The sequence below is a fragment of the Chryseobacterium sp. FG46 genome (genome assembly GCF_057809135.1).
In genome coordinates, this window is sequence record NZ_JBMDJJ010000012.1 from 1 (window position 1) to 15465 (window position 15465).

Genomic DNA, 15465 nt, shown 5'->3' on the forward strand with positions numbered 1-15465 from the left:
GTTCAATTAAAAATTCTGGAAGTAATAATTTAAGAAGGTCGTGATCGCTTAGCATTAGGCAAAGATAAACCTATTAAATATTCCCCCCAACTTTTGAGACTGATCCATTCTGGTATAATATGACTTAGGGTGAATTTAGACTGTGAAATGAAAATAAAATATAAAATATTGATTATCAATAAATTAAATTTTATTATTTGAAATATTATACCTAAATTAGCTGATTTTTTCTTCTTCAAAATCTCTACTATAGTTATTGAAAATATAAACAAACAAATATTTTCGTTATGAATAACTATTCAATTAAAATTGTCAGAAGAACTGATAAACAAAATGCTAAAGGAGAAAACCCACTGATTTTACAAATCATCATTAATTCTCGTTCAAAGAAGATAGGCTTAAAAGAATCTATTGATCCTAAGTTCTGGGATGATAAAAACTCCAAAGCTATTGGTAAAGGATTTAAAAGTTTAAATGTTAAGTTGAATAAAATAAAATCAGACTTAGAAGCGCATTGTAGCTTAAAAGAAGCTGGAGGAGTATCTATTACGTTTGATTTAATTGATCGGTATTTCAAAGGAAAAAGTGACAATGATTTCTATCAACTTTTTGATGAAATTGTCAAAGCTAAAGGGCTTAAAGAAGCTACATCTTATAAATATTCGTTACTAAGAAAAAGACTTAAAAGTTATAAGTCGAATATTTATACTTCAGATATTGACTATAATTTTGTGAAAGGCTTTGACACATATTTGAAAAAATTGGATCTGAAAGAAGGAGGTGCTGTTTATAATATGCACAAGTGTCTGAAATCTATTATTCATCAAATTTACTTAATGGAGAAAATTAGTTTTTCTCCGTATAATAACTTTAAGTTTAAGGGGCCAAAAGTGAATGATGAGTTTTTACATGAGGAAGAGGTGGTACGTTTAAGAAATCTAGAATTGGATGAAGAACAAATTAAAAAGTATAAATTAACAAAAGATATGTTTCTATTCTCTTGTTATACTGGATTGAGATTTAGTGATTGTGATCAATTATTAGTTAAAAATGTTGATTTAAATAATTCGGTAATTTCAATCGTTCAAAAGAAAACGGATGATATTTTAAAAGTTCCTTTTAGCGCACAAGCTAAAAAGGTCTTATGTAAATATATAATCGGTAAAAAGAAAGATGAGAAGATTTTCCCCAGTATTACTAATCAGACTATTAATAATAAATTAAAGGATTTGGCTGGTTTAGCTAAGATTAATAAAAGAGTTCATTTTCATCTCGCCAGACATACGTTTGGGAGTAGCTTAGTGAATTCGTACAATATTCCTTTACCTTTAGTGAGTAAATTATTAGGTCATAAAAATATTTCCAATACTTTAATATATACTAATTCTAATTTTTCCATCCTTAGAGATGCTATGAAAAACTTTAGTTACGGTAAAAAATCGTAATTTCGTAGAAGATAAAAATATAATTAACATAAAAGCGTAAGCTATCGCATTGGTACAAGAAAACCGCTAAACTTCTTAGATAACCAAATTCGATAGGCTTACGCCCGTGTCATCTATTGGCGTGGGCGATAAGTCATATCTGGTTATCGGGTTCTTAGCGGTACCTCTTGTACGGATTGGCTTAAAGTTCCACGCTTTTTCTATGAATAAAACTACCGTTTTGGAACTGAATGGTTACTAATAATCATGGGAAACTTTTCTTATCTGATTCAGAAAAAATTTCGAGAGCTGAATTCAGAGCAACAACGAATCTTCATCAGCGAATTTGAAAGGCAAAAGAAATCTGTAGGAATATCTTACCTGCTTTGGTTTCTTTTAGGATGGCATTACGCCTACCTTAAAAAATGGGGTTGGCTGATACTGTATATTCTTACTGTGGGAGGATTTTTTATCTGGGCAATTATTGACCTCTTCAGGATTCCTAAAATCGTTGAACAATACAATAATGATCTTGCCTTAGAGATATTACGGGATATTTCGATCATGTTTCCTGATGAGGTTCGGGATTCAGGTGATAAAGACGTTAATAGAAAGGCTGTAAATGACCTTTACATAACTCAGAAAATGCAATCGGGAGAAGGTTATTCATTTTATATAATCGTTGGTATAATCATCCTGTTTAGCGTTTCTGCTTTCTTCTTAAAGCCTGATCGGGCTAAAATGCAGAATACGATTGTTGATGAAATTATGATTTCGCAACCTCAACTCATAAAAACGTTTAAAAATATTTTTATTGGAGAAGAGTTTAGTATAAAGGGTTCTGAAAATTTTATTGTGAATAGTATTTCAAAAAAAGGATATAAAAATATAGGTGTTTATGAGGAGGATTTTGTAATTCTACGGAAATTGGTATTCAGAGATGAAAATTCAAAAGAAAACCTCATCACGGCATACGGAATATTTGGATTAACAAAGGTTGTATTTGAAGATGAAAGTCTGAAATATGAGGAAATCTTTAAAGAAAGAAAGCAATCAGCCAGACTTAATGAATCCTATCAACCTGCATATAAAAATACACATAACAATTCCGATGTTAAGTATAATTCAGACGAAATTTACCGTAATGAATTCCACAATAGGAAAAATGAAAAATTGGAAGAAGACTCAATACAAATCAATTAACCATGAAAAAATTAATCATACTTATCAATCTGTGCATTTTCTCAGTTTTTTATTCCCAAAACTCTTATGAAAATGAACTTAAGCAGACTAAATTGTTTGTGAAAGGAGTTTTAAAAAATCAGACGTCAAAAGTTATAGAATACGTTAAACTGACCGACGGTAGACTAAAGCAAAGTAAAACTGATAACCCTGTTGAAGAATTTGAGCTTCAATGGGATATGTTCTATAAAATCATAAGAAAAAATAATAAAATAATCTATATCAGTAAATCTGATGATTTATGGGGACATATTGGAGATAGCAAAACATCTTATGATTATTACTTCAACGGAGAAGGAATTTTGATTGGAGCTGAGAAAAGCCTTGATTTCTTTTTGTTAGATACAACCTGTGCGAATCAGGTCAAGTATTATGTTTCCTATCTCAATGTAAAATCTGAAAAACTAGAAAAGGTCGAAACATACAAAGATGATAATGGTAATGTTATTGATTTTACTTCCAGAAAATGCAAAAATAGCAAGATGTATATTCAGAGTATTACCCATAGTTTAGATAAGATCACTTTTAGAAATTTGGAGGGGTTTATGAAAGCTGAGAAAATCAAATATTACAAATAAGAATTTTGTAAGGAAAATAAAGCAAGTCGAGAGCAAGTAAAAGCATGATATGTTTTACTAAATAGTCAAGTAAAATAGAAGTGATAATATTGCTCAAATACAAGAAGAAGCAAGTAATGGATACCTGAAAAGGCTCTATGAAGCCCGAAAGGGAAAAAGTCCTACTATTCAGTGAAAATACGTTTTTAATCTTGTTGGAGATTGAGTAATACAAGTGAGAAATTTTAAAAATGCTGAAATCCAATTTAAAATTATTTGTATAAAAATATCCTTATTCTATTTTCGGAAAATAAATTTATGTTGTCACATCAATAAAACAAAAAAGTATAGTGAGCAATTTACTGAATAATAAAGTAAATTATAAGATTTAATGTAAGAAGAAATAAGCCCTATAAAGTTTGTATAAATTTGAAACAAGAGAATAATATTGTTTTTTTATAAAAAATACGGGAAACCACATGGAAATATCATTTAGTTTTTTAACTTTTACAAAATAAATTTAAAAGACTAAAACATGAAAAGTATTAAATCTATTGAGATTAAAAATTCTCCTTTCTTTGAAGATTTAAAGATTCAATTTAATGAAAAAATGAATTGTATCATGGGGGGGAGAGGTACTGGTAAATCTACTATTCTATTTTTTTTAAAATCTGCATTATGTCCAGATATTCAAATAGGTAAAATTAATGACATATTAAAAAGTAATTTAGGGAACGGAGAAATTATTGTAGAAATGCAATCTAATGATGGTTCTCTCTACCGTATTGTGAAAATATTTAATGAAGAGCCTCAACCATATAAATTACCAAATCAAGATTTTATCTCTCTTTTAAGGATTTTTGAAGATATTGAGTGTGACTTTTATGAAACTAATCAGATAGAAGAAATAGGCAGATCCCCAATTGATAGATTAAAGCTTATTGATAAGAAAAATAAGGCACAATTATATATTATATTTAAAGAATTATATAAAGTACAATTTTCTTTAGATGAAAATGCACAAAATATCAAAAGCACTACTTTCAGAATAAATCAAATAAAAGACTCTTTATTGCAATATGGAAATATTGAAGAAGAGTTTCAAGAATTTAAGAGTAGCGAGCCTATAAACATAGAAGCATCTGAAAAGGATGAATTTGAAAATGCTGATATAAATGAGAAAAAAAGAACTGATGAAAAGCGTTTTTTCAATAAAACATCCTCACTTTATTTAGATTTACATCATCAATTAAAATCATTTCAGGACTATCTTAAAGATAATTTTGAGAGCGCAATTTTGAATAAGGAAAATTATTTAAATAAAGATAAATTACATGCTTACATTGAGCAACTTTCAAACAATAATAATTTAATAAATAGTAAATTAATTGAAATTGAAACTTTAATAGATGATAGTAGAAAATTTCTAAATTCACACCATGCAGAAATAATTAAGACTCATGAATCTCAACAAGCTGATTTTGTGAGTTTAAAACAAAAGTTTGAGAAAAATAGAGATTATTTTACAAAATATAATATTCTTACTAACAGGCTAAAAGAAAAAGAAACCTTACAGCAGGAAATTGTTGAAATAGAATTAAAAAGGAGTAAACAAATTCAGGAAAGAATTCTTCTTATTGATAAACTTAATAAATTCAAAAATGAAATTTTTTCTATAAGGCTATCTGCTGTTCAGGAAATTAACGAAATCTTGGGAGGAGATGTGAAAATAACCTTGAAATTCTCAGGTATAGTAACTGAATTTGAAAATAGACTTAGAGATGCATTAAAAGGGTCGGGATTAAAATATAATGATTTGATAAATAAAATTGTAACAACATTTAAACCTGATCAATTTGCTAAAACGATACAAGATAAAAATATCGAATCATTAAAATTAGTTTCTGGGATAGATGAACAAAGAGCTAATGCTATAATAAATAATCTATTTGATTCAGATTCTATTTATAAAATTGAAAGTACCTATTGTGATGACCTACCAGATTTTAAATTGAAAATTGAAGGAGATACTCAAAGAGATAGTTACAAGAATTCTGATGAGCTTTCAATGGGGCAAAGATGTACTACTGTTTTACCAATAATATTTGCTGTATCTCAAAATCCTCTAATAATTGACCAACCAGAGGATAACCTTGATAACAAATATATTAGCGAAAAGATTCATAATATAATAAAAGAGCAAAAAGATAATAGACAATTAATCTTTATAACACATAATCCTAATATTCCAGTTTTAGCGGATTCCGAGTATAACTTATTTTTAAATTATGAAAATAAAGAGTCTAAAAAATTAAAGGAAGGAACTGTAGATACAGTAAAAGATGATATTTTAAAAATTTTAGAAGGAGGAGAAAAAGCATTCAAGATAAGAAAAGAAAAATACAATATAGATTATGAGTTATAATGAAACTGAAAAATTAGCATTATTAAACTCATTAAAAGAAGAAGCTTTTTCTGATAAAGTAGATACTCAAAAAGCTGAACAAATCTCGCTTGAACTTAAAACGATTCCCGATTCAGAGAAGAGTAAATTTCTAGATTTTGTTAATGAGTTTTTAGAACTTGGATTTTCAAAAGGTTATGAAAGTGATATTAACCCGTCTGATTTTTTAATTTTAACCGAAACTGAAGAAATTGCTGAAGTTTTAGAAGAATTACATGAAGACAAAAAGGCTGTAAGCAGGGCTATTGTAAACTTTAAAGATTTATTTGATAAGGTAAAAATTGAGCTACAAGACTATTTTATTAACTATAAAGGGTATTTTATTACAGAATTAATCAATTCAAGAACTGAATTAGGGTATAAGTTAGTTTTCTTTTATGAATCAACTTATCATATTGCACCTTTAAAGGGAAGAGTTGGAAATCAATTAAAAGATTATGAATGTATCTTTAATGAATTTAATCCATCGGAAGAGTTAAAGTTGGATATGAATAGTAATTATTTATGTATTTTTCTATTAATGTCTAAAATGAATAATAAGGATGCTCTTGATAGCCTTAAAAGCAAGATACATAAATTTGTTAGTGAATTTGAGGAATTTTATTATTATTCAATTTCTGGAGAAAATTGTGAAAATACTAATAGAAAAGATGATTTTATTGATGAAATAGATATAGTATTATCTACTTATATGTCCAATGGGAAAATAAATTTTGAAGAAGAGAAGATTATAAAAAAATTATGCACAGATTTTAAATCACCATTGATTTTTTATAAAATTTTAAGTGGAGGATTTAGTGGTTCAAAAGTGCTGGAAATTAGGCCTAAAAAAACTAATAATTTTGAAAATGATAAAATCTATATTGTTAAGTATGGATATATAAGTGATGGTAAGATCAAGAAAGAAAAAGATAACTTTAGTGCTTTTATAAAAGGAAGGAAAGGTTTCTCAAGCTATACAGATGCTAGCTATGTTAAAACATTACATTATGAAGGAATATTATATAATTATGCAATTTCAGATAATAGTAAATCATCAGTGCCATTTAATGACATTGTAAAAAGTACTAAGGAACCATATAAGGATATAGAGAAAAAACGAAATATAATTACAAAACTATTTAGTCAAAATGAAGCTTTCGATAAATGGCGGGAAGATTATAATGAAATTAAGAATACAAAGGTAAAGGATTTGTATATTGATTACGTTAGTAAAAGTAAAATTAAAGAATCAATTAAAATAATACTTAATGATGACTCTAAAAGTAAGGAAATGCTAGATATATTTGATAAAATATCTAGTTATGAGCTAAAGTATAAAGAAACGGTGTGTCATGGTGACTTACATACAGATAATTTTTTTATTGACGATGAAGAGAATGTATATCTAATTGATTTTGGATTTACTAATAAAAGACATGCTGTTTTGGATTATACATCTTTGGAATCTTCGTTAAAATTTAAACATTTTCCTCGTTATTTGGAAAGGGAAGAAATTGAGGCAATTGAAGAAGAATTACTTTCACATAATACATTTGATTTTAGTTATAATTTTGCTAGCACAACGAGAAAAGAAATCATTGAGTTATTGCTTATGATTAATACAATAAGAAATAATGCAATTAAAGATTTGACCGATGGTAATAAAATGGAATATTATATTTCACTTTATTTATTATCTATTAGACAAATTAGATACCCTAATATGAATCAATTGTATGCTTGCCATTCTGCAAAAATACTAGGAAATTATATAACAAGAAATTTAGGGCTATAGTCACAAAAAGGAATAAAACCTAATTTAGGTATAATATGACAAAGCGATCATTTGGTCGCTTTTTTTAATATGGAATTTTTATTATTGAAAATCAGTACTTTCTGTTTTTGGTATCAAATGACTCTATGAAATAATCTATGCATTTAATGTTACTGCAGTTAATTAAATAAAAATTGTTTAACAAATAAAATTAAAGCAATGGATAAAAAATTAGTATTGTATGTATTCAAACAAAACCGAAAATTAAAGAAAGAAATTAAACAACTCAGAAATCTTATCAATGAAAAATGTAATTTTAAGGAATTATTGACGGTTAAAGAAGCCTGTGAGTATTTTGGGTTTAGTGAAAAAACGTTTTACCGATACAAAGATATGGGACTAAAGACCATTCAGAAAAAAACTAATGCGAAAATTTATGTAAAAAAAATCGATGTTGAAAAATTCTTAAATAAATAAAAAATGGTTGATAGAATAAAATTTGTTGTAGATAATGCAGGATTAAGCGAGGAAATTCTTAGTAAGAAATTCTTTAAAAATAAACCAAATAAAAACGGTGATATTGTTTATACTTATCGGAATAATTATATTCAAGATGATGATATTAATGAAGATGAATCGAATGATGATATGGGAACCTTGCCTAGTAAGTATAGCAAATATTTATATATTCAGTATGTTCAATATAAAATCTCGAAGAGATTACCAAATGTTGATTATAATGTTAAAAATAAATTAATTATTCATAGAAATATCAGAAAGGATTGGTATGGAATTGGAGTATTGGGCGATTTAGCTTCTAAATCGTTTGAGAGAATAATTAATAGATATGGCAAAGAATTTCAAATAGATAATAAATTATTATGGAAAGCTAGAATTACCCAAATTGAACTAGGTGTAACTCTTCGCTTACCAGTAAAAATGAAAGGTATATTAAGTTGTTTTCAAAGTTTTGAGGGACTGACCGAAAAAAATATATATAGTGAAAACGGAGTAAGTTTTATTGGAAGTAATTTTTCAGTTTCGTTCTATGATAAAATAGTAAAAATGGAAAATAATAATGAATTGTTCGTTAAATCCAAAAACAAGAAAAAATTAAAAGATAAGGTAACTAAGAAAAATTATTTCTTAAGATTTGAGTTAAAAGTTGATAAGGTAAGTGGGTTTTACAATAAAAATTTTGATGATAAGATTAACAATCTATTTAAAATAAAAGATAATTGGAATCATCTTTTGTATTCGATAGCACACTTATATGAAAAGGTGAAATTTATTGATGTTGTATCTCCAGAAGTTATGGATCTGATTAAAGGCGAAGAAAAAAAGCCGATGGATAATCTATTGAAATTTCAAGGAATTAAAAGTATTACACCAGATGTTTTTTTCGAGGAATTGTTGCCTCAGATGAAGAAGGAAAAGCAATCAAAGTTTAAAAAAGAATACAGAGACTTTTATAATGATTATGAGCGAAAATTCAGACATGGTTTCAAGGAAGAATTTCGAGCTAAATTAGACGAGAAAATTGACTCATTACTCAGGAACGCTTAGTATAAAGAGTAATATAATACCTAAATTAAGTATAAATATATATGAGGTAAAGGTATATGAAGCAGGGAAACTTTCTTGTTTAATTAAATGAAATAATATTAGGCTGTCGTGTAAAGCATAAGATAGAGAATTTGCAATAGCTCATTAAGTGGTTTACTTTTCAAGCTGTATTCAAATTAATAACCATGAGGAAGTTAATTAATAAGGCAAATTTCAATGTTCTTTTTTTAATAATATATTTTCCTACCATGGTACTTAAAAGAGGAGTTTGATCCCTTAAAAAACGTCTTTGAGAATGAGAATTAACGTCATAATCAGTTTTGATTATGACGTTTTTATTTTTACGAATTACCAAATACTTTTATGCTAAAGAATTGGAAGTATGGTAGTGATACAAGCTGTAAATGTTCTTATTTTTTACCATATTTTCGGAATGAAGCTATAAATTGATAGATAAAGAATCCTGTAATAATTTTATTAAAATAGTCTATAAAAAGACTTAGACCATTAAGTTGATTTTTGTTAACTAAAAAATCAGTCCTGTGTGTTATATCTAGAAATGAAAAGTAATAACCAATAAGATTCCAGTCTATTGAAGAACAAATAAAAATTTTATCAAGTGTCCAAAGATAGCAAATGTAAAAAATTATTGAAACTATAATAAGCCATATAAAGGGTCTGCCGATCGAAAGTCCATGATTATTAGAGAAGCTATTAACCCACAGTATAAACTTATCTTGTGCAGGAATGGATTCTACCTGTTTTAAGGCTTCATTAGAAACCATTTGAAGCTTTTGTGATTCATAAAAATTTCCTGAATTTTCTACTATCTTTTTTAGTTGTAAAAAAACTTCATATCTGTTTTTGTAATAATTATCATCCTTTTTTTCAGGATAATGTATATTTTCAATAGTTTTTATTTTTTCGAATTCTGCGAAGTTATTTGGAAAATCACAAGATATAAATGATGTGCTTTGCCCAAATTTATTTCTATATAATGAAATTTCAGTATATTTTGCTAATGAGAAGTTATCAAAAATAACATTATCTAAATTTGATTTGTGAAGTTCTAGTTTTGTATTAATATTATTAGAAATAGTGCGAGGTTTTATATCAAAGAAAATTGCACTTTTATCTGTTGAGAAATTATGTAAATAAAAATTGTTGATGCTTGAATTTTCTACTTGAACTTCTCCTTCAAAATTACCTTTAATAGTTAAACTATTAAGTATAGAATTATGTATTTTTGATATTCTATGTCCATTGGCAGCAGAACTGCTTAGACTTAGGTTAATATTAAGCTTTTTTTTATCTTCTTTTGTTAGATAATAATGAAGGCTTTTTTCACCAATAGTATGTTTGTTTGATAATTTTAATCCAGTTTTATCATCCTCATTGTTTTCATTAAATCGGAAAGTTAATTCTTTACAGTCATTAATGAAAAAAGAGTTTTTCTTTAGTAGTATTCGCTCAAAAGTTGTGTTTACTGATTTAAATAGACGAATCCATCTTCTTGCAAAAATATTCTCTTCTGTATAGCTGATGTCTAACTTGTTGATGTTTTGAAAAAAAATAGTGCTTTCAATAATACAATTGTTAATTCCAACAGAATTAATATTTGAATTATTTATATTTCCACTTATTATAGAGCTGCTAAAATGTAATGATATATTTGTTGATGTTATTTCTGTTATTTTTATATCTCCTATATAACAATTTAAAAAGCTTATACTAACATCTTTAAATTCAATATCTTCTTGATTTTCTATTTGTAATGTACTAAATCTGCAATTTGAATATGTTATAGCGAATTTACCATCTTGATAATCAACATGCTCAAATTTTGATGCTTCAAGAAGAATTGTAGTCTTGCCTATAAAATCTTCATTTTCAATAGCGTTATACGGTACAGGAGATAATATTGTTGTCATGTTAAAATAAGTTATTTATTAGTCCTTCAAATCTCAAATTGGGTTTAAATATGTTCATTATAACTTCAAAAAGTTAATACTTTCTGTAAATTAATATTTTGTTTATACCCATAATCGTTTTGTTAATTCATAAAGTAAAATATGTCGCTCTTCAATTTCTTTTTTCCCATAAGTCTCATACGATTTAAAATTTAAGTTATTTTCCTTGATAAATTTTGAAAAAGTTACTTTCTTATGATACATATCAGGAAGTAGTGTTCTTGCGTAGTAAGTACCTACAACATTGTAAGTTTTTAATTTTTCTGAATAAAGTTCATCTCCTGAAGATTGATTATCCTTTCCATTTAATAATAAAAGCCCTCCAAGTCTATTTCTTTGGAAATTGAATTCCTCTTCATCTTCAAATAACTTTAAGTTTTCTTCATGATTAGTAATGATGTGTTCTATATGATAAACATTTGCACCCTTAGATTGTGAAACTAGTTGATAATAACTTCCATACTCGTTTTCATTTGAAAAGTCACTTATATAATGATCGATTCTTGCAAAATAATATCTTAAAAACGTTTTTCCAAAATCATTGTAGCCTACATTTTTAAAAAACTCATATTTAAAAGCTTCATCTAAAGTTTCTCTATCATGCTTTTTCTTAACTGCTGTGAGTAGTTGATGATCGAAGTTTATCTTTGCTAAATCTATTGATACATTTCTAATCCCAATGGATAAAGTAATAACATTCGTATTAAACTCATTCGATTTATAGCTATTAGTTAAGTTTAGTAGACTAAAAAATTTATCAAAATATTTTGGAATTAATTTTAATTTTTCATTCCGCATTTTGTCATCAAATTCAATAGAAGATAATGTCAAAACAAATTGTCCATCCATATCATTTAGCTTGTTGAAGTAAATAAATTCAAAATCTTTATAATAGTCATGGTAATATTTTAACATTTCTACATAGACATCTGAAAAATAAGGTAGAATCTTTGCAACAAAATATCTTGCATTTTCTTCATTGTTTTTCAAACCAATTTTTAGATCATATTCATCCAGAAAAATAGTTTTGTGATATCTCGTTTTATCAAGTTTGCTATATTGTTCTGCATTATCTGAAAATTTACTTCGAAAATAAAATCCAAAAAATTCGTCGATTTCATTTTCTCCATTTTTTTCAATTTTCTCAATCTGAGATTCCCAAATTTCAATATATTTTTCTCGATCAGCAATATCGATCTGGCTTAAAATTTTACCTTTTAATATCTCATAAGGTTTTAGAGGAACTCCCCTGTCATTAATAACTTCAAAAACCATTGCCACATCTTTATCTTTGTCTATTTCAATTTCTATAAGATAAACTCTATGTCTGAAATAAGAAATGAAGGTTTGTAACTTATGTGGCGTTTCGAACTTTGTATCTAAACTATTTAATATTACTAAATAGTTCTTATATATATTTCTTTCAGAAATAATATTTTCATCATTTCTTCTTTTAAAATCAATGTTATTGTCTAAAATATCTTCAAGTGCATTTTTTCTATCTTTGAAGCCCATCCAAAATGTTTTACCAAACTCAGTAACTCCTACAATGGAGTTTTTCAAAGCGTCTATTATATGTTGTTCAAGATTATGCTTTATTGCTAAATGATATAATCCTATTGAAACTAATGTTAAAGTTGTTAGTCTTTGTTGACCATCAACAATATATTTTTTTCCTTTAATAAGATTTGTCATAAAAGTATTAAGATAGTACCACTCTAATTTATCAGTACTTTCCTGATTGATTTCTTGATGTGGGTTGTATTTTTCAAGGTCGAACCTGTAGAAAATATCTTTAAGCAAAGATGAAACGGGCTTATATTCAAGTTCATCATTCCACTTATATTCTCTTTGATAAAAATCAACATCATATTGAATATTATTAAAAATTTGGCTTATTTTTCTATCATATGGTTTAAGTCCCATTTTTATATATTTTTTATTTATATTTTTTCAGAATATTATCTTTTAAACAGAAAAGTAAGGTAAATGGCTAATGAGCATATAATATAAATAACCATAACAAGTATCGTTGTTAATTTATAGGTATTCAAAAATAAGACTATTGCAATGGCTATTATGGGTAATAGCCACAGGAAAAGTTGCATTAGAAGTATTCTATTACTTTGTTTTATTTTTTCCTTTTCAACCTTACTAAACGATTTTTCTAGTTCTATAATTTTATTCTGTTCAAAAGTTGATTTATATTGAAGAATATTGTCACTAATGAAGCCTATAGAAGATTTTTGGTTATTAATAAAGATTTGAATAAATACACAAAATATTATCAATCCTATTAGTAACAAATAATTTTTAAAAGAATTTATATTTTCATAGTCCAAAGTAGATAAAGTGAATACTAGGGCGGTTGGAATTGCAATTAGTTTTGTTTGCGAATCATTTATAACAGACTGTAATTTTTGATTAAATTCCAACGCTTTTGAATCAAGTTCGACTTTCAGCTTGTTATATGAAAAATTTCGTAAATAATAGTTATAACTAGATTCCGCTTTATCGTCGTAATCATAAAAATTTTGGATTAAAAATGAAAAACGGATATCTTCTTCTTTTGGAATTAGGTATTCAACTAAAAAGTTCAAATAAACATTTTTCTTATCTGCAAAAGCATTAGTTTGGAGAAGTGAAACAAACTGTTCTATTCTCTTTGCTACATCAACATTCAAAGATTTTAAATCTTCATAGGAATATTTTAATGGTAGAAATAAAGAAATTTCCTCTCTTAAAATAATTGCGTTCAAAACTTCTGCATCTTCATAAGTATGTTTTGAAAAATTGGATATTTCGGATATTAAATTAACAATTAGGGAATAATTTTGCTGAAAAGGTAAATCATCCGATAAATAAGAGCTTCTTTCAAAAATATAAATTTCATCACTAGGAATATTGTAATAATTTTTTCTTAAAAATGATTCTCTAGTTTCAAAAAAACCAATACTAGAAATTCTTGGGAGAGAAAATTCTAAAGTTATAGAATCTCCTACTGAATAATCATCAATATCAGAATTTTCAATTAATTCTGAATTGTATAGTGTATCTAAAAATGATTTATCGTCAATTACATTTTGGCAAAATAAAACATTATCCTCAATGCTTTTTGAGGATGAAGTATTAATTATATCAACTATTTGATTAAGCATTTTTGTTGCTCAATTCTTTAATTTTATCTCTTAATATAGGAGAAATATTTTTGATAGTTAATTTGTTCCCACTACTATCTAAGACAATTGTATTATCTAAAATTAGTTTGGTATCAAACTCAATTTTAAATTCTTTATCAGAATAAGTAATTGTCTTCAGGAACTTCATACGTGCTTTATCTCCGCTTATGATTTCACTAACTCTATAAGCTTCTTCAGTAGCAAAATCTTGAAAATGCTCAGGATTATCAGGATTTAGAATACTTGAAATTGTCGATAAAAGAATTTCTTTTTTATTATCTATACAATCGTGGCAATAAGTAAATACTTTATTTTTTTTATTAATTTTTGTATTTCTATCCCACTGTTCAATATCAGCGTATGCTTCAATGGCAGTAATTAACCGTTTTGTAGATTCTGTACTCGTATTTTTATTATCAACATCAATAAATGACATAAAATAATAACTGACTTCTTTCATTCCTTTAACGAAGGATAGATATGTCTTTCTCTCTGAAGGAAGATTATTTTCTATATTTACCCATTCTGTTAGATTGATTAAGCAAGCAACATCAACTTTACTTAAATCTAAGTTTTTAATATTATCTAATGTTAAGCTTTTTTCATCAATAACAAATCCTTCCTTGTTGTTAATCATTAAAATTAAAAGTAGATCATTGGATGTTATTATATTTCTATATTCGCATATAATCATATAACCGCCAGTTGCAGCTACGGTATTTTCTAATACAATTTTATAATGATTCATCACATTAATGGAAAAATCATAAAATTGGCAGTCATTATTAATGTAATCAATTAAACAATCTCTAAACTTGGGGTTTTCTTCCGCAAAAATCCCATAAATTGGACTAGATTTTTTATGATAAGACTTATCAAGATTTCCAAGAAATGTTTTTTCCTTTTCTCCAATTGTTAATAAGTTATCAGCAGCCTTAGGATTAACAAGTCTATTTCCAGCATCTTTTAATAGCTGATGGATTACTATGTTTTTGACTTCTAAATTTTCTCCAATTTTCTCGAATTTTTTTGCCATATTTAAATTGTTTACATTCGATTAGTTTTTCAAATATACAAACATTAGTAAATGTAGCATTTACGGTTTACCATAATTTATTTTTTAGTCTTCGAAAATAATTATAGAAACTCTAAATGTATTTTTACATGATTTAAAGAAAAATTTCCCCTATACTTTCCCCTTTGTAATCACAATCGCTATAAAACCCCATAAATAAAGAGAAAAATAAAAAATATTCGAGCCCAGGTGGGACCACAGAAAATCAACCGCTTACATCATGTGAGCGGTT

11 protein-coding genes are annotated in these 15465 nt (G+C 26.7%); 7 read left to right on the forward strand and 4 right to left on the reverse strand.

What is annotated here, in order from left to right:
- Window positions 1–287: 287 nt before the first annotated feature.
- The 7 genes from ACODR7_RS10590 to ACODR7_RS10620 all read left to right on the forward strand — a co-directional run bounded on the left by ACODR7_RS10590 (window position 288) and on the right by ACODR7_RS10620 (window position 9009).
- Complete coding sequence (locus tag ACODR7_RS10590) at window positions 288–1445, forward strand: tyrosine-type recombinase/integrase (RefSeq protein ID WP_488838989.1); 1158 nt, start codon at window positions 288–290, stop codon at window positions 1443–1445.
- Between the two features lie 246 nt (window positions 1446–1691).
- A complete protein-coding gene (locus tag ACODR7_RS10595; RefSeq protein ID WP_488838990.1) occupies window positions 1692–2627 on the forward strand; it encodes a TM2 domain-containing protein in 936 nt (311 codons plus the stop codon).
- Between the two features lie 2 nt (window positions 2628–2629).
- A complete protein-coding gene (locus ACODR7_RS10600) occupies window positions 2630–3244 on the forward strand; it encodes a hypothetical protein (RefSeq protein ID WP_488838991.1) in 615 nt (204 codons plus the stop codon).
- A gap of 514 nt (window positions 3245–3758) precedes the next feature.
- A complete protein-coding gene (locus tag ACODR7_RS10605) occupies window positions 3759–5648 on the forward strand; it encodes a hypothetical protein (protein ID WP_488838992.1) in 1890 nt (629 codons plus the stop codon).
- Window positions 5638–7464, forward strand: a complete 1827-nt coding sequence (locus tag ACODR7_RS10610) for a phosphotransferase family protein (protein ID WP_488838993.1) — start codon at window positions 5638–5640, stop codon at window positions 7462–7464. Before ACODR7_RS10605 ends, ACODR7_RS10610 begins: the two co-directional genes overlap by 11 nt.
- A gap of 198 nt (window positions 7465–7662) precedes the next feature.
- Window positions 7663–7920 (forward strand): helix-turn-helix domain-containing protein, encoded by a 258-nt coding sequence (locus tag ACODR7_RS10615; RefSeq protein WP_488838994.1) that lies wholly within the window; start codon window positions 7663–7665, stop codon window positions 7918–7920.
- A 3-nt stretch (window positions 7921–7923) separates the two neighbouring features.
- On the forward strand, window positions 7924–9009 hold the full coding sequence (locus ACODR7_RS10620) for a hypothetical protein (protein ID WP_488838995.1): 1086 nt from the start codon (window positions 7924–7926) through the stop codon (window positions 9007–9009).
- Window positions 9010–9419: 410 nt separating this feature from the next.
- Here the strand turns inward: ACODR7_RS10620 and ACODR7_RS10625 are convergent, their stop codons facing one another.
- From ACODR7_RS10625 to ACODR7_RS10640, 4 genes are all read right to left on the reverse strand, one after another.
- The gene (locus tag ACODR7_RS10625; protein ID WP_488838996.1) at window positions 9420–10940 is read right to left on the reverse strand and encodes a hypothetical protein; all 1521 of its coding nucleotides are present in this window, start codon (window positions 10938–10940) and stop codon (window positions 9420–9422) included.
- 102 nt (window positions 10941–11042) lie between these two features.
- The gene (locus ACODR7_RS10630; protein WP_488838997.1) at window positions 11043–12905 is read right to left on the reverse strand and encodes a DUF262 domain-containing protein; all 1863 of its coding nucleotides are present in this window, start codon (window positions 12903–12905) and stop codon (window positions 11043–11045) included.
- 35 nt (window positions 12906–12940) lie between these two features.
- Entirely contained in the window at window positions 12941–14137 is a 1197-nt protein-coding gene (locus ACODR7_RS10635) for a hypothetical protein (protein WP_488838998.1), read from the reverse strand.
- Window positions 14130–15194, reverse strand: coding sequence for a nucleoid-associated protein (locus ACODR7_RS10640; RefSeq protein ID WP_488838999.1), 1065 nt, complete (start codon window positions 15192–15194; stop codon window positions 14130–14132). Before ACODR7_RS10640 ends, ACODR7_RS10635 begins: the two co-directional genes overlap by 8 nt.
- Between the last annotated feature and the right edge of the window lie 271 nt (window positions 15195–15465).